Origin of the sequence: Thalassotalea nanhaiensis, assembly GCF_031583575.1 — a bacterium.
GTDB lineage: Bacteria > Pseudomonadota > Gammaproteobacteria > Enterobacterales > Alteromonadaceae > Thalassotalea_A > Thalassotalea_A nanhaiensis.
This window is the reverse complement of sequence record NZ_CP134146.1, coordinates 2,203,546-2,220,870: the sequence shown is the minus strand read 5'-3', so window position 1 is coordinate 2,220,870 and position 17,325 is coordinate 2,203,546. Positions and strand designations below refer to the sequence as shown.

Annotated in this window: 15 protein-coding genes and 1 riboswitch; of the genes, 11 read left to right on the top strand and 4 right to left on the bottom strand. The window is 37.5% G+C overall.

Annotated elements, in window-relative coordinates; genetic code table 11:
• The first annotated feature begins 52 nt into the window (after positions 1-52).
• A riboswitch (TPP riboswitch) is annotated at positions 53-185 on the top strand.
• A gap of 84 nt (positions 186-269) precedes the next feature.
• The 6 genes from RI845_RS09705 to RI845_RS09680 all read left to right on the top strand — a co-directional run bounded on the left by RI845_RS09705 (position 270) and on the right by RI845_RS09680 (position 6,276).
• On the top strand, positions 270-2,396 hold the full coding sequence (locus RI845_RS09705) for a TonB-dependent receptor (protein WP_348385989.1): 2,127 nt from the start codon (positions 270-272) through the stop codon (positions 2,394-2,396).
• 96 nt (positions 2,397-2,492) lie between these two features.
• Entirely contained in the window at positions 2,493-2,759 is a 267-nt protein-coding gene (locus tag RI845_RS09700) for a hypothetical protein (RefSeq protein WP_348385988.1), read from the top strand.
• A gap of 21 nt (positions 2,760-2,780) precedes the next feature.
• On the top strand, positions 2,781-3,425 hold the full coding sequence (pnuC, locus tag RI845_RS09695; RefSeq protein WP_348385987.1) for a nicotinamide riboside transporter PnuC: 645 nt from the start codon (positions 2,781-2,783) through the stop codon (positions 3,423-3,425).
• Complete coding sequence (locus tag RI845_RS09690) at positions 3,409-4,275, top strand: phosphotransferase (protein ID WP_348385986.1); 867 nt, start codon at positions 3,409-3,411, stop codon at positions 4,273-4,275. Before pnuC ends, RI845_RS09690 begins: the two co-directional genes overlap by 17 nt.
• Positions 4,276-4,381: 106 nt before the next feature.
• Complete coding sequence (locus RI845_RS09685) at positions 4,382-5,455, top strand: sensor histidine kinase (RefSeq protein WP_348389528.1); 1,074 nt, start codon at positions 4,382-4,384, stop codon at positions 5,453-5,455.
• Positions 5,452-6,276, top strand: coding sequence for a LytR/AlgR family response regulator transcription factor (locus RI845_RS09680; protein WP_348385985.1), 825 nt, complete (start codon positions 5,452-5,454; stop codon positions 6,274-6,276). Before RI845_RS09685 ends, RI845_RS09680 begins: the two co-directional genes overlap by 4 nt.
• Before the next feature lie 19 nt (positions 6,277-6,295).
• Here the strand turns inward: RI845_RS09680 and RI845_RS09675 are convergent, their stop codons facing one another.
• From RI845_RS09675 to RI845_RS09665, 3 genes are all read right to left on the bottom strand, one after another.
• Positions 6,296-7,327 (bottom strand): 6-phosphofructokinase, encoded by a 1,032-nt coding sequence (locus tag RI845_RS09675; RefSeq protein ID WP_348385984.1) that lies wholly within the window; start codon positions 7,325-7,327, stop codon positions 6,296-6,298.
• A gap of 138 nt (positions 7,328-7,465) precedes the next feature.
• Positions 7,466-8,911, bottom strand: a complete 1,446-nt coding sequence (pyk, locus tag RI845_RS09670; protein WP_348385983.1) for a pyruvate kinase — start codon at positions 8,909-8,911, stop codon at positions 7,466-7,468.
• A gap of 31 nt (positions 8,912-8,942) precedes the next feature.
• Positions 8,943-9,791, bottom strand: a complete 849-nt coding sequence (locus RI845_RS09665) for a MurR/RpiR family transcriptional regulator (protein WP_348385982.1) — start codon at positions 9,789-9,791, stop codon at positions 8,943-8,945.
• A 278-nt stretch (positions 9,792-10,069) separates the two neighbouring features.
• On the opposite strand from RI845_RS09665, the gene zwf reads away from it, so the two are divergent.
• From zwf to RI845_RS09640, 5 genes are read left to right on the top strand one after another with little or no spacing between them, the layout of a single operon-like run.
• Positions 10,070-11,536, top strand: a complete 1,467-nt coding sequence (gene zwf / locus RI845_RS09660; RefSeq protein ID WP_348385981.1) for a glucose-6-phosphate dehydrogenase — start codon at positions 10,070-10,072, stop codon at positions 11,534-11,536.
• Positions 11,536-12,228 (top strand): 6-phosphogluconolactonase, encoded by a 693-nt coding sequence (gene pgl / locus RI845_RS09655; RefSeq protein WP_348385980.1) that lies wholly within the window; start codon positions 11,536-11,538, stop codon positions 12,226-12,228. Before zwf ends, pgl begins: the two co-directional genes overlap by 1 nt.
• 18 nt (positions 12,229-12,246) lie before the next feature.
• Positions 12,247-14,076: a phosphogluconate dehydratase gene (gene edd, locus RI845_RS09650; RefSeq protein ID WP_348389527.1), complete on the top strand. Its 1,830-nt coding sequence runs from the start codon at positions 12,247-12,249 to the stop codon at positions 14,074-14,076.
• Complete coding sequence (locus RI845_RS09645; protein ID WP_348385979.1) at positions 14,069-15,055, top strand: glucokinase; 987 nt, start codon at positions 14,069-14,071, stop codon at positions 15,053-15,055. The genes edd and RI845_RS09645 overlap by 8 nt, the downstream gene beginning before the upstream one ends.
• Positions 15,046-15,702 carry a bifunctional 4-hydroxy-2-oxoglutarate aldolase/2-dehydro-3-deoxy-phosphogluconate aldolase gene (locus RI845_RS09640; protein ID WP_348385978.1) on the top strand — a complete coding sequence of 219 codons (657 nt, stop codon included), beginning with the start codon at positions 15,046-15,048 and terminating at the stop codon, positions 15,700-15,702. The genes RI845_RS09645 and RI845_RS09640 overlap by 10 nt, the downstream gene beginning before the upstream one ends.
• Before the next feature lie 541 nt (positions 15,703-16,243).
• Here the strand turns inward: RI845_RS09640 and gap are convergent.
• The gene (gene gap / locus RI845_RS09635; protein WP_348385977.1) at positions 16,244-17,272 is read right to left on the bottom strand and encodes a type I glyceraldehyde-3-phosphate dehydrogenase; all 1,029 of its coding nucleotides are present in this window, start codon (positions 17,270-17,272) and stop codon (positions 16,244-16,246) included.
• Positions 17,273-17,325: the final 53 nt, after the last annotated feature.

Genomic DNA, 17,325 nt, shown 5'->3' with positions numbered 1-17,325 from the left:
AAGTTATTATAGTTACAAGTATTTACAAAGTGTGAAAACTTGATAGTATTCGCACCGAGCCAGGGGGTGTTATCGTTGTATAAGCAATGATAACTGAGATGCACTTCACAATTAACTATTGTAAAAGCAAACCCTTTGAACCTGAACCGGATAATACCGGCGTAGGGATGGTTAAGAATTTGGGAACTTTTCTTTTACAACGTTATTCCAATTTCTATATTTCCTTCTTTGTGCCGGATCTCCATTATAAAATTAATATGAGATCTGTAATGAACTTTCAAAACACATTTAAAGCCACTAAATCATCTTTAGCTACTGCTATAACAATGGCTTTAATACCAACCACTGTATTTGCCCAAACAACGACTGATGCTGAATTAGACAAAGATCTTGAAGTAATTCAAGTAGTCGGCGACTTTCGTGAACAAAATCTGCAAAAAACAGCATCATCTCTATCAGTCGTTAATAGTGATGATATAGCGCTACGTAACGCGCAAAACCTTGAAGAAATTGTCCTAGCTACACCAAATGTAAACTTTTCCAGTGGTTCAAGTCGTGCCCGTTATTATCAAATACGCGGAATAGGCGAGCGTAGTCAATTTAAAGAACCAATTAACCCATCTGTTGGTGTGATAATTGATGAAGTCGACTTTACAGGAATTGGCAGTGCTGCGTCGTTATATGACGTTCAACAAGTAGAAGTGTTTAGAGGCCCTCAAGGCACTAAATTCGGTGCTAATGCTATGGCAGGTGTGATCAATATAACTACCTTTGATCCTAGCGATGAGTTTGAAGGCTCTGTTAAGGCAATGGTGGGTAACTATAATTCGTCATCTTTAGGGTTAATGCTGTCTGGTCCTGCAAGTGACAAGCTTGGTTATAGATTAGCTGTTGAACAATTTCAAAGTGATGGGTTTATTGAAAACACTTACTTAGATAAAGAAGATACTAATAATAAAGATGAATTAACGGTTAGAACTAAGCTTAAGTACCAAGCTAGTGATGATTTAACTCTAGATATGACTGTATTTTATTTAGACTTTGATAATGGTTATGATGCTTTCTCTTTAGATAACACTCGTAATACTTTGTCGGATGAACCTGGCTTTGATACACAAGAAACTATTGCGACAAGTGTAAAAGCTACATATACCGGTTTAGAAAGCATCGACGTTGTTTCAATTTTAAGTTATGCCGACTCAGATCTTGGTTATGGCTATGATGAAGATTGGAGTAACCCTGAATTATGTATAGAAAATGATTGCCCTTGGGGAGATTATTCTTCCACAGATCATTATTTTAGAGATAAAACTACTTCAACTCAGGAAGTAAGATTAGTTTCTAAGCCCGATCACCAAATATTCGCTGATACCACTTCATGGGTTGCCGGCATTTACCACAAAAGCGAAAGCGAAGACTTGTTACGTGAATATACCTACAACGATGGCGATTATTTATCAGAATTTGAAGCCACTACGATTGCTGGATTTGTGCAATTCGATAGCTCTCTTACAAATAACTTAACATTAACAACCGGTATTCGTGTTGAAGACAGAGATGCAGATTACAGCAATTCTGAAGGTAGTGAATTTGAGCCTTCGGATACTATGGTTGGTGGTAAAATTGTATTAGCTTATGAAGCATCGGCCAACACATTAGTATATGGCTCAGTAAACCGTGGCTTTAAAGCTGGCGGTGTAAATTCAAGTGGTAGCTTGAGTGATGAAAATCGTGAATTTGAACCTGAATATGTAATGAACTACGAACTAGGTTTAAAACAAAACTACCTAGATGGTGATGCTTATGCTCGTTTTGCAGTGTTTTACATGGATAGAACTGACATGCAAGTAAGTACGTATGCAGCAAACAAACGTCCAGATGGTAGTGAAGAATTTATTACTTATTTAGATAATGCTGCTGAAGGTACTAACCAGGGTATTGAAATTGACGCTGCATGGAATATTACCGATTCTTTTGAAGTGTATGGTGCGTTTGGTTTACTAGACTCAGAATACGTAGATTTTATTAATGGCAATGGTGATGACTTATCAGGGCGTGAGCAAGCCCACGCGCCAAAATATCAATACAATGTTGGTGTTAATTACTATGTGAATGATCAATGGTTAGTGAATGTTAATGTCGATGGAAAGGATGAATACTTTTTCTCCGATACACATGAAGAAAAATCTGATGCTATTGATTTATTAAATGCTTCAATCACATATTTCCAAGACAGTTGGCAAGTTAAGCTTTGGGGACGTAACATTACTGATAAAGACTACCAAACACGTGGCTTTTATTTTGGTAATGATCCTCGAGATCTATACACAGCTAAAGGTTACTATCAATTAGCTGCACCAGCAGAATTTGGTGTTACATTAGATTATCAATTTTAATCTAAACAAGCTTAGTAGGGCGGTTATAATTGGTTAATCGCCCTTTTAATATTGAAGCAAGTAGCGATCGTACTTGTTTCACAGAATGAGAAAGTTATGCAAATATCAATTGAAATAAGTTTATACCCATTAGCTGAAGAAAAGTTTAAAGCTGAGATTTGGTCTTTTATTCGAACGTTAAGAGCGGTTGACGGATTAAAAGTAGTCACTAATGGCATGAGTACTCAAGTGTTTGGTGATTATGATTTAGCTGTTGCTACCGTTATGCAAGAAATAAAGCAAGTCCATCAAACTCTTGGCAGTGCTGTGTTTGTTTGCAAATTTATCAGTGGTGATCGAAGTGAACCTGAAGCTGAAATATAACAATCGAGTAAAGAACATCTAATGGAAAGTATCATTAATTATTTTATCGGCTTACCTTTATGGGAATTACTGGCAGTAGGCTTGTCTATCGCCTATGTGGTATTAGTGGCCGCGAATAATAGCTGGTGTTGGCCTGCTGCTTTTATCAGTACATTGATATTTACCATTATTTTTTATGATGTGTCGTTATTGATGGAATCCTTGCTAAGTGTTTATTACATGGCAATGGCAATTTATGGATGGTACCGTTGGCAAAATTCGGATGTGCTCACGGCCAATAACACTATGCCTGTATGTACATGGCCAGTGATAAAGCATATTAAACTTATCTGTTGCTTAACAATTCTAAGTGTTGGATTAGGTTGGTATATGGATAACTTTACTCATGCTGATTATGCCTACTTGGATACATTTACTACGGTGTTTGCAATCGCAACGACGTATTTAGTTACGATAAAATTATTGGAAAACTGGTTGTACTGGTTTGTGATAAATAGTATTTCGGTATTTTTATATTTACAAAAAGGCCTTGAACCTACAGCAGCACTCGCTGCGTTTAATATTTTAATGTGCGTTATTGGTTTTATTAATTGGCTTAATTTGTATAAGTCAGAGCAGAAAACGCTTAATGAAGCTATAGAGGATAACAGTGTTATTACTCGATGATATTTTATCAACAAGTAGCTGTTTAGTTGATCATACTCAGGTGATTGAACTGACGAATGGTTTAAGTCATCAATGCTTTAAAGTTATCACAAAAAAACATTCTGTTTTTCTTAAAATATTTTTGAATAAAACAGGTATCACCAAGGAACAATGGAAAAATCAACAAGAGGTACAGATTCAAGCTGCAAAATTAGGCTTCGGACCAGCAGTAATCGAAAGTTGTTACCAGCAAGGCTATCTAGTAACAGAGTTTATTGATGGTAAACCACTTAGCGACAGTGGCTTGCCATTAATTCAAAACTTATCTCAGGCTGCTCGTGTAATCTCTCAATGCCAACAATTAAAATGTTCGCTGGCTGAATTTGAACCACGAAATATCATTGACTACCTTCTAAAAAATGCTGCGCTTAGTTTAAAAGACAAATCCCAGATCAAATACCTTTCAAACAAGATAATTGCATCGTTAGCGATAGATAATAATCGCCTCGTTGTCAGTCATGGTGATGTTAATTTTGATAATATTGTCATTGCTCAACAACAACCATGGTTGATTGATTGGGAGTATTGCGTATTAGCTGAGCCAGAGTTTGACCTAGGGATGTGTTTAGCAATTAACAATATTGATGAGTCATTGCATAAGAGTTTCATTAGTGATTTCAATAAAAATATAGACGTTTTATCCTTTTCTACACCTATCATCAATACCCATAAGGTTACGCGTTACTATGAATTGTCTCTTATAATCAATGCTTTATGGTTTTTTGATCAAAATATAGAACCTTCTGAAAGCCTAGCATGTCAAAGTAAAAATCAATCAATTAAGGCACTTGAACGTCTTCTACAGGCGTAACTTTGCGGTAAGTAGCAATATTGTTACGATTAATTACAGTGTGTTTACACTTATCTTAAGTGATAATGATGTTATAACTTAAGTATTTTAATTGTTGAGTAATATTTTGAATTGGCAAGAGTTTATCGAAAATCGAAATCGTTTTTTCTGGTTACTGCATATTGGTGGCTGGATTGGTTTTGCTTTGGTTCACTTCCTTGGGTCTTTACTACATGACTTAAGAGATTTATTTATCTGGGTGATCTTTTTAAGTGCCTATGCAGGTGCAATCATTTCTATTCCTCTACGTTACATCTACCAAAAAGCTTGGAATCTCTCTCCTATAAAAATAGCATTAGTTATCATAAGCTCATCATTTATAACTGGTTTGTTATGGCAAATAGTCAAGAATATTACTTATTGGGAGATATACAAGCACGGTTGGAAGCCAGACTCGATTTGGTACTATAGCCAAAATACGTTGTGGTCTTTCTACATCATTTTAAGTTGGAGTGGCTTGTATTTTGGTATTAAGTACTACCAAATGTTGCAACAAGAAAAGCAAAAAGTTTTAAATGCTAATAATATGGCAAACCAAGCACAGTTAAAAATGCTGCGTTATCAGTTAAACCCTCATTTTCTTTTTAACACTTTAAATGCAATTTCTACTCTTGTTTTAATTAATGATAATAAAACTGCCAATGGTATGGTTACTAAACTCAGTGACTTTTTACGCTATTCATTGGATATGGACCCAATGAAAAAGGTAACCTTGTCGCAAGAAGTAAAAGCGGTAAACCTTTATCTAGAAATAGAAAAAGTACGGTTTGAAGAACGTTTGAAAGTTACTTTTGAAGTACAAAACAATTGTCAAAATGCTTTAGTGCCTAGTATGCTGTTTCAACCAATCGTTGAAAATGCAATCAAATACGCCATAGCTGTTAAAGAACATGGTGGAACTATTGCCATTAAAGTATCAAGGTTTGCGAATGATCTTCAGTTAGAGATTGCAGATGACGGTCCTGGTGCTGAAATTAAAAATGGTAATTTACACAGGGAGAATGGTGTAGGGCTTGTTAACACCAAAGATCGGTTGTCAGCGCTATACGATAATAATTATTCTATAGTTGTTAGTGACAATATTCCTACAGGCGTTAAAATAAACATACGTATTCCTTTTCAACTTGACCATGACGAATGAATGAAAAGCTAAAAACAATAGTTGTTGATGACGAACCTCTGGCACGAAAGGGCTTAGCTGTAAGGCTAAGCGCTTTTGATATTATTGATGTTTGTGCGCTATGCAGTAATGGGCGTGAGGCAATATCTGAAATCACCAAGCAGCAACCAGATTTAGTTTTTCTTGATATTCAAATGCCTGAAATAAATGGCTTTCAAGTAGTTCAGGCTCTAGAAGAAATGCATGATAATATGCCGCTTATTATCTTTGTCACAGCATTCGATCAATATGCCATTAAAGCGTTTGAAATACATGCCTTGGATTACCTATTAAAGCCCGTTGATCATGAAAGGCTAGGCAGTGCCATTGATAAGGTCGTTAAAACCTTAGAACATGCTAAAGATGGCGAGCATAAACATAAACTTGTACAGTTAGTTAGCGAAGTTACTGGTAATGATTGTGAACAAATATTAGCAGAGCTCGCATCCAATACCCCGGTTAGTGTAAGTCAGTATTCTGATGTGTTAGCCATTAAAGATGTTGGTGAAACCACATTAGTACCAACCAAGGATATACTTTGCATTGATGCTGCAGGCGATTATATGTGTGTCCATACTCATAGTGGCACCCATATTTTGAGAAAAACAATGAAAGATCTCGAAGAAATTCTTGATCCAAAAGTGTTTATCCGTATTCATCGGTCTAGCATTGTAAATAAAACTTACATCGATAAATTTGGTAATCATGTAAGTGGCGAATATTACTTAATACTCACTAATGATAAAGAAATGAAAGTTAGTCGTAGTTATAAAGACAAAGTAAAGCAGGCCGTACTTGGTTAGTGAACAGCTTTCGTTAAGTTTAAAGTTTATTTATCTTTGCTAATTCAGCAATGTCTAAAATAGAATTTTGAGCCATTAACAAATCGCCATTAACTTGCTTTCTATGTTTAACAGCTTGTTCTAAATTAACTTCTACAGTTTTCGAAGAAACCTCTCCAATCATAATCATTGATTTATTTGCAATAACGGCATCTATCGCTGCGACTCCCATCTTTGTGGCCATTATTCTATCTTTAGGTACCGGAGAGCCGCCTCTTTGGATATAACCCAAAATACAAGGTGTACATTTGATATTCGCATAATTTTGAAGATCGATGCACAGCTGTTCTATTCCCTGTGGCCAAAGATTTTCCGCTGCGACTATTAAATAGCTACTGGCACCACGTTTTTGTTTACTAAGCTTTATATGTTCGGCAATTTTTTGTAGTTCAACGCCAGGGTTTTTGAAGTTTTCAAAGGTAATAACTTGCTCTGCGCCACTAGCGATCCCAACGTTCAATGCTAAAAATCCACTGTGCCTACCCATAACTTCAATTACAAATACACGCTCAAATGCATCAGCGGTGTCTCTAATTTTATCTATAGCATCAATAGCGGTATTAACGGCTGTAGCAAAGCCAATGGTGTGATCTGTGCCATCCACGTCATTGTCGATAGTTCCAGGTATTGCAATCAATTGTCCATTGTAATATTTATCAAGCGCTAACATGCCAAAAAAAGAGCCATCGCCTCCAATAACAATTAATCCATCGATTTTTAATTTATTTAAATTATTAGCGGCAATCTGTTGATTGGCTTCATCATGGAATTCATGGCAGCGTGCACTTTTTAACATTGTACCACCACAATGGATAATATCTCTTACATGTTGTTCTTCTAAACGGATAAAATCATTATTAATGAGACCTTTAAAACCATGCAAAAAACCAAATACATTGTGGCCATAGTGTAGGGCAGCTAAAGTGCAGCTACGAATTGCTGCATTCATTCCTGGAGCATCACCACCACTGGTCAGTATGGCTATGTTTTTGACAGGGCTTTTATTGTTCATGGCTATAAGTTCATGTTTATAAGTCATTAATAAATAAAAGTATAACAGATTAGTTTAAATAGAACGGACTTCTTCTAGTTTCTAGAAACTAGAAAGCCAACTAAAATTAGTTGGCTTTCTTAAACAAATAGAGGGTGTTTATTTGTTAACGGTTAATATCTTCATCGTATTCGATGCACCAACAGTTTCCATCGTATCACCATGGGTAAAGATCACCAGATCACCATCATTGAGTTCAGAAATTTCAGTTTCTAGTACCGCATTTAATACATCTTTTGACAAGTCGTGTTCAGTTGAATTTGTTGAATCAAATTCAACTGGATATACACCGCGATAAATTGCCGATTTACTCAATGTTTTAATATGACGAGATAAAGAGTAAATAGGTAAACCTGACGTAATACGTGACATGATTTTAGAAGACATGCCCGATTCCGTTAATGAAATAATTGCTTTAACACCTTTCAAGTGATTAGCTGCGTACATTGCCGATAATGCAACTGTTTCAGATACACCTTCAAACATCATTTCAAGTCGGTGGCCTGAGATATTAACAGAACGTTGTTTTTCAGCGCCAATACATACTTGTGCCATTGCTTTAACAGTTTCTACTGGATATTTACCGGCAGCAGTTTCAGCACTTAACATCACAGCATCAGTACCATCAAGAACTGCATTCGCAACATCCATCACTTCTGCACGTGTAGGCATTGGTTGGGTGATCATTGTTTCCATCATTTGAGTCGCAGTTATCACTACACGATTTAACTGGCGAGAGCGAGCAATGATGTGTTTTTGTTTACCAACAAGCTCAGCATCACCAATTTCAACACCTAGGTCACCACGAGCAACCATTACAACATCAGAGGCTAAAATAATGCCGTCCAGAACATCATTATCGTTTACGGCTTCAGCACGTTCAATTTTAGATACTAAGCGAGCGTTACATTTAGCTTCTTGAGCTAATAGACGTGCTTCACGCATATCTGCTGCATCACGAGGGAAAGATACCGCTAAGAAATCTGCATCCAACTTGGCAGCAAGCTTAATATCTTCTTTATCTTTAGCTGTTAACGCTGCAGCAGATAAACCACCACCTTGGCGATTTATACCTTTGTTGTTTGATAGGGGACCACCAACAGTGGTAACAGTATGAACTTTATTGCCGTCAATACTTTCAACTTGTAATTGTACTCGGCCATCATCCAATAAAAGTACATCTCCGTTAGAAACATCTTTAGGTAAGGCTTTATAATCGATACCGACACTTTCAATAGTACCTTCACCTTTGCCCAAGTCAGCATCTAAAATGAATTTATCACCAATATTTAAGTGAATAGGGCCATCTTTAAAGGTAGAAACTCGTATTTTAGGACCTTGTAAATCACCTAAAACAGCTACGTATGTATTTAACTCTTTAGCAATAGCACGAACATTTTCAGCTCGTTTGATATGATCTTCTGCGACCCCATGTGAAAAGTTAAGGCGTACAACATTAACCCCGGCTTTAATTACTTCTCTTAATACATTGATATCATCTGTAGCTGGCCCTAAGGTAGCAACAATTTTCGTTCTTCTAGGCATGGAGGGGAAACCTTATTTTGTAAATATTTAATTAATCTTTACGCTCAAAACGAGAGCTTCGTAAACTGTCTTTAACTTTCTTTAAGTTATCTCTAAATTTAGAACCACGACGTAATGTAAAACCAGTGGCTAAAATATCAATAAGTGTAAGTTGCGCGATGCGAGAAGCCATTGGCATATATAAATCGGTATCTTCAGCAACAGTAGGTGACAACACAATATTGCATTCTTTGGCCAATGGTGTATTTGCATCGGTAATACCTATAACAATGGCATCATTTTCTCGTGCTATAGCTGCTACTTCAACAAGAGGCTTTGTTCGCCCTGTATGAGATATAACGACTACAACGTCACCTTGAGAGCTATTTATACTACTCATACGTTGCATTAATATGTCATCAAAATAAATAACAGGAACATTAAAGCGAAAAAATTTATTTTGCGCGTCATGGGCAACGACTGCTGATGCTCCAAGACCAAAAAATGATATTTTATTTGCTTGGGTTAATACATCTACAGCGCGATTGATCAAACTTGTGTCTAAACTTTTGCGAGCCATTTCAAGGTTCGCCAAGGTCGAATCGAATATTTTAGTTGTATACTCATCTGCAGAATCATTTTCATCTACATGGCGATTAACATAAGGCGTACCATTTGCTAACGACTGGGCTAAATGTAATTTAAAATCAGGGTATCCCTTGGTGTCCAAACGACGACAGAACCTATTAACGGTAGGCTCGCTTATATTCGCTTGCTTAGCTAGGGCAGCTATACTTGCATGTATAACTGTAGCCGGTGACGCTAAAATGACTTCCGCAACTTTACGTTCTGATTTACTAAAAGAATCAAACTCGTTGGTGATTTTTTCTAATATATTCATTAACAGGCCTCGGTTGAATTGCTGTTACTGTAAATTATTTTTATGAAATAAAACAGCTTTTATGTAAATTTATTTCATATTTGTTGTTAAATACTAACTGAATTTCATACATTTTGAAACTAATTGACAAATAAATTTAGTTTAAAGCCCCAAACGCTCGTTATATAAAGGATTGTTTGCTGTAATTAAATTACAAAAAGTTCTTTACCTTAGAACGATATCAGTTTAAATTAGTGTGAAATGTAATTTATTTTCATTATTTTGAGAGATTAATATTCATGTCCGAATCTTCATTATTATCAGCTAAACAAATCGTATTGTTCGGCGCTGCAGGTGATTTATCTAAACGTAAATTGTTTGCTGCACTTTATCAGCTATTTGTTGCAGACCTCCTCGTAGAAGAGGTTAGAATAATAGGCGTAGCTCGCTTAGAGCTTGATGATGCTAGCTTCCAAGCTTTTGTAAAAGAAAATCTTAACACTTTTGTAGGCGATCAAACTGAGGCCGAAAAGGTAGATGAATTTATTCAATTATTTTCTTATGTGCAATTAGATTTCGCTGAACAAGCTGGTTTTAAATCATTGGCTAAAACACTAGATGCCAATGCATACACCTTACATTACTTAGCAACACCTCCTTCAATCTACGGAATGATCGCTGATGGTTTAAAAGCTCATAAATTAAATAATGATTTCGCTCGTGTTGTGATGGAAAAACCAATTGGACACGATCTTGAAAGTTCGAAAGTAATAAACGATTTAGTCAGTAGACATTTTAAAGAATCACAGATATATCGTATTGATCATTATCTTGGTAAAGAAACAGTATTAAATTTAATTTCATTACGATTCGCGAATTCATTATTCAGTAATAACTGGGATCATACCTGTATTGATCATGTTCAAATTACCGTCGCTGAAAGTGTAGGTATAGAAGGGCGCTGGGGATTTTATGATGACACTGGCCAAATGCGTGATATGGTTCAAAATCACTTATTACAAATCCTTTCTTTGCTCGCGATGGAGCCGCCAACGGATTTATCATCAGAAAATATTCGTGATGAGAAACTTAAAGTCATTAAAGCATTAAGAAAAATTGACCGTACAAACGTTCATGAAAAAACAGTGCGAGGTCAATATACCAAAGGCCATATGAATGGCCAGCAAGTACCTGGTTACACTGAAGAAGAAGGTGCTATAACAGACAGTTCAACCGAAAGTTTTGTTGCAATTAAAGCTGAAATAGATAACTGGCGTTGGGCAGGTGTTCCATTTTATATGAGAACAGGAAAGCGCATGCCATGTAAACATTCTGAAGTTGTGATCCATTTTAAACATCAACCTCACAACATATTTGGTAATAGTTACACACAGCTTCCTGCAAATAAATTAACCATTCGTCTTCAGCCTGATGAAGGTGTTGAATTAACCGTAATGAATAAAGTACCAGGCATTACTAAAGAAATTGAAATTCATGAAACTAAGCTTGATTTAAGTTTTTCGGATATCAGCGATTCTTCACGGGTAGTAGATGCCTATGAACGTCTGATTTTAAGCGCAATTAACGGTAACGCAGGTTTATTTATTCGTCGTGATGAAGTAGAAGCGTCATGGGAGTGGATAGACAGTATTAAAGCAGCGTGGGACGCATCAAATGAAGCGCCTAAAGGTTATGCAGCTGGTTCATGGGGGCCTGTATCTTCGATAGCTCTTATTGCTCGAGATGATAGGGATTGGGACGAATAATGATCATTAATAATACTTTTCAGTCGCGTCCTCAGCTTGATAAAAAGTTTGCCTTGCGTATTGCCAAGCAATTAGCTGCAGCAATTGCTGATAAAGGCTCTGCCAGTATTGCTTTTTCTGGTGGTAGCACTCCAAAAGGATTATTTACCGAGCTTTCAAATAAAAACATTGATTGGTCTAAAGTAACAGTTACGTTAGTGGATGATCGTTGGGTAGATACGACAAATAATGATTCAAATGATCGTTTATTAAGAGAAAATCTACTACAAAATTATGCGACTAATGCAACATTCTTTTCGTTAAAACAAGCAAACAATCTAACCGAAAGTTATTTAGCTGATTTAACCAAGCTCGCAAATGACTTTATGCCTTTAGATGTCGCTATTCTTGGTATGGGCGAGGATGGCCATACAGCATCAATATTTCCTTGTAGTGCGCAAGTTCATCAAGGGCTTGACGAAAATGCAGAGCCATCGTTAATCAAAGTAGTACCAACTACCGCTCCATATGAGCGAGTAACCTTTAACTTTGCTGCACTAATTCAATCTTCAAATCTTTATTTACACGTTGTCGGTCAATCAAAACAGGATGTTATCTCACAAGCTCTTGCTAATGATGACGCAACGCAAATGCCAATAAGAGCCTTTTTACAAAATAAAGACAAAACCTGCAATATTTTCTGGGCGGAATAACCAATGTCAAATATCAAAATGAATGCAAATATTACCGCGATCACCAATCGCATTATCGAACGAAGTAAAAGCCAAAGAGCCGACTATCTAGCAAAAATTGACAATGCTAAGTCTTCAAAAGTTCACCGCTCTGCGTTGTCTTGTGGCAATTTAGCACATGGTTTTGCCGCTTGTGGCAAAGAAGATAAGTCTATCTTAAAACAGCTAAATCATAGTGATGTTGCGATTGTGTCGGCTTATAACGACATGCTATCAGCACACCAGCCTTATGAAACATATCCTGAGATCATTAAACAGGCGATTAGAGAAACTGGCGGTGTAGCTCAATTTGCCGGTGGTGTACCCGCGATGTGTGATGGTGTAACCCAAGGTCAGCCGGGTATGGATCTTAGTTTGATGAGCCGAGACGTTATTGCCATGTCTTCTGCGGTAGCGCTTTCCCATAATATGTTTGATGGAACGTTAATGCTTGGCATCTGTGACAAGATAGTTCCGGGTTTATTAATTGCTGCAATGACCTTTGGTCATCTTCCTACAGTGTTTGTGCCAGCAGGACCTATGCCTTCAGGTATTCCAAACAAAGAAAAAGCTCGGGTTAGACAACAGTATGCTAAAGGTGAAGTAGGGGAAGATGAGCTTCTAGAAGCCGAATCTTCATCTTATCATGCCCCTGGTACCTGTACGTTTTTTGGTACAGCGAACTCGAATCAATTAGTCGTTGAAGTGATGGGTTTACATTTACCTGGAGCATCATTTGTTGCACCAAATACCGAACTGCGTGAAGAATTGACTAAAGCCGCAGCAAGACAAGTAACGCGCCTAACTCAACAATCGGGTAATTTTGTTCCGGTTGGTAAAATGATTAATGAAAAATCTATTGTTAATGCCATTGTCGCGTTATTGGCAACAGGTGGTTCAACAAATTTAACCATGCACATTATTGCATTCGCTAAAGCAGCAGGGATTATTATTAATTGGGATGATTTTGCCGATTTATCCGATGCAGTACCGTTAATGACACGTATTTACCCGAATGGTTTTGCCGACATTAATCAGTTTCAAGAAGCTGGTGGTATGGCGTTATTGTTTAGAGAGTTAATCGATGCAGGCCTACTTCATGAAGATGTTGAAACAATCTGTGGCCAAGGTCTCGAACGTTATACGCAAGTTCCTACATTACAAGAAGGAAAACTCGTTTGGGTTGAAGGCCCGAAAGAGTCAGGTGATTTAGAAATCATCGCTAATCCTGGAGCACCTTTTAAAGCAGATGGCGGCTTAAAATTACTAAAAGGTAATTTAGGGCGTTCAGTATTAAAAACCTCTTCACTACGACCTGGTCAAGAAGTGATCAAGGCGCCGGCTGTTGTTTTTGAAGATCAACATGAGCTAGATGCAGCGTTCCAATCAGGTGCGCTAGACAAAGATTTCGTTGCTGTGGTTCGATTCCAAGGACCTAAAGCTCGTGGTATGCCTGAGTGTCATAAATTAACTCCACCACTAGGTGTGCTACAAGATAAAGGCTTTAATGTTGCATTAGTAACCGATGGTCGAATGTCAGGTGCATCAGGAAAAGTACCTGCAGCAATACATTTAGTACCAGAAGCACTTGATGGTGGCTTAATCGCTAAAGTGCAAACGGGCGATATGATATTGGTTGACGGTGTTAGCGGCGAACTGACCTTAATGGTCGATGAAGCAGAATTAAACAGTCGCCCATTAGCGAAATTTGCAGCCCAGCATGAGCACCAAGGCATGGGTCGAGAAATGTTTGGCTTTATGCGAAATAGTCTTAGTGGTGCAGAGCTAGGCGCTTGTTCATTATTTCCCGAGGATTTAAATAATGTCTAAGCCAGTAAATATTGTTGCTGATATTGGAGGGACTAACCTTCGTATAGCAATGAACGATGAATCAGGAAATATTCAAAATTTAAAGACGTATGAGTGTGCTCAATATGCAAGTTTACGTAGTGTAATCGATGATTATTTTGAATTGTTTTCAATAGATACTGAAAAACAAAATGTTAACGCATGCTTAGCTATTGCCTGTCCTGTCGAACAAGACTTAATTGATATGACCAACTTGCCGTGGAGTTTTTCAAAGGCAAAATTGAAAGCAGATCTAGGGTTAAAAAGCCTACACATGATCAATGACTATACGGCGATAGCTTGGTCGATCAATAGTTTGGATGAGTGGCAAAAATATAAAATTGGTGGTGGTGAGGTTATTAATCACAAGCCTATCGCAATTTGTGGACCAGGTACTGGTTTAGGGGTTGCCAATGTTATATGGGGTAACGATCAGTGGATAAGTGTTGGCGGAGAAGGTGGACACTCCGACTTTGCTGCAATTAACGATGTAGAAATTGCAATTTTAAACTACTTAAAAGAGAAATATTCACGCGTATCATATGAACAACTGCTTTCAGGATTAGGTATAGAGCAAATATATCAAGCGTTATGTCATTATCGTGATGTTGATACCAATAACTATAGTGCGGCCGAGATTTCAAGTCGTGCAATCGATAAAACTTGCGATATATGTTTAGAAACAATGGAACAGTTTTGCAAAACTCTAGGAAGTTTTGCCGGCAATTTAGCATTAACTACTGCTAGTTTTGGTGGTGTCTATATTGCTGGTGGAATTGTCCCAAGGTTTTTAGAGTTCTTTGAAGAAAGCGGCTTTAGACGCCGTTTTGAGGCAAAAGGAAGGTTTACGCATTTCAATGCAAGAATACCGACCTTTGTTATAACCGAATCACAACCTGGTTTAATTGGGGCTAGTGCCTACTTAATTCAACAAAATATAAATGAGGACGTATGTCGTTAACAAATAAGTGGCAAACTCAGCCAGAAGAAATCTTTGCATTAGGATCTATTGTTCCTGTATTAGTAATTGAAAATGTTGAAGATGCAGTGCCTATTGCTAAGGCATTAATTGCGGGCGGTATCAATGTACTTGAAGTAACGTTAAGAACAGCTAATGCCTTAGATGTGATAAGAGAGATTGCATCTAAAGTGCCTGAAGCTATGATTGGCTCAGGTACGGTAACTAATCCTGATACTTTGCAACAATCAATTGATGCGGGTGCAAAATTTGCCATAAGCCCTGGCTTAACCAAAGAGCTATTAGTAGCTTCTAAAAATTCACCAATTCCGTTAATTCCAGGGATTGCATCAATATCTGAATTAATGACTGGTATTGACGCAGGGTTTGATCACTTTAAGTTTTTCCCGGCTGAAGCTGTTGGTGGCTCAAAATCGATCAAATCAATTTCAGGTCCTTTTCCTAACATTCGTTTTTGTCCTACTGGTGGCATAAATCAGGATAACATGGGTAATTACTTAAGTTTAAACAATGTAAGCTGTATTGGCGGTTCTTGGTTAGTACCAAATGACGCAGTTGCCAATAAAGATTGGGCGAAAATTACAGAAATCACCAAAAATGCAGTCGCTTCAGCAAAGCAATTTGCATAATTTTTACATGTGATAGTAACAGCGTAAGTTGACTTAAAAACGGGATCATATATGGTCCCGTTTTTTTGCGTTAATTATTTTAGCTATCAGTGGTGTAAGTTAAATAACAACGCCGATACTTAAGAGTAATTACACAGTTTCATTCTAGAAGTGGGTTGACTTAATGCCATCCTTGTTAAGTCGACATTCCATCATCCCTAAAGTGAGTCGACTTTATTGCCATCCTTGGCAAGTCGACATTCCATCATCCCTGAAGTGAGTCGACTTTATTGCCATCCTTGGCAAGTCGACATTCCATCACCCCTGAAGTGAGTCGACTTTATTGCCATCCTTGGCAAGTCGACATTCCATCACCCCTGAAGTGAGTCGACTTTATTGCCATCCTTGGCAAGTCGACATTCCATCATCCCTGAAGTGAGTCGACTTTATTGCCATCCTTGGCAAGTCGACATTCCATCATCCCTGATGTAAAAAAAGGAGCTTAAAAGCTCCTTTCAATATTCAGACATTTTTATAGCTAACTAAATAGCACTGGTTTAAATTAGCTAGCCAATCGCTTTGGGTTTACAGCTTCCTCATAAGCAAACATATGAGCAGCTAGATCGAGCACCTTATTTGAATAGCCCATTTCATTATCATACCAAGCCACTAGTTTTACGAATTTATCAGTCATTGCAATACCGGCTTTAGCATCAAACACGCTGGTGCAAGATTCACCTATAAAGTCATTAGATACAACAGCATCTTCGGTATAACCTAAAATACCTTTCATTGAACCTTCTGAAGCGTCTTTTACAACTTTACAAATGTCTTCATAACTTGCAGAAGTCTTAAGATTTATAGTTAAGTCGACTACAGAAACATCTGGAGTTGGTACTCTGAACGCCATACCAGTAAGTTTTCCATTTAGTTCAGGAATAACTCGACCAACAGCTTTTGCCGCTCCCGTAGATGAAGGAATGATGTTTTGGCCAGCACCACGGCCGCCGCGCCAGTCTTTAGCGCTTGGAGCGTCTACTGTTTTCTGGGTTGCAGTTGCAGCATGTACTGTAGTCATCAAACCGTTTTCAATACCGAATTTGTCATTGATAACTTTGGCTAATGGCGCTAAACAGTTTGTTGTACATGAAGCGTTAGAAACAATGTCCTCACCTTGGTACTCATCAAAGTTAACACCAGAAACAAACATTGGGGTAGCATCTTTAGAAGGGGCAGATAAAATTACTTTTTTCGCTCCTGCTGCAATGTGTTTACGAGCTGTTTCATCAGTTAAAAACAAACCAGTTGATTCAACAACTATTTCAGCGCCAACTTCATTCCACTTTAAGTTTTCTGGGTTACGTTCTGCTGTAATCCGTACTGATTTACCATTTACAATTAAAGCATTACCAGAGACTTCAACAGTACCGTTAAAACGACCATGAGTTGAATCATATTTAAGCATGTAAGCCATATAATCTATGTCTATTAAATCATTGATTGCTACTACTTCTACGTCATTTCGCTCTGCAGCAGCTCTAAATACTAATCGACCAATGCGGCCAAAACCATTGATTGCAATCTTTTTCATGCTTAAAATCCTTATGGAAAATATAATGTAGTAAAATTACAACATTTGAGCGA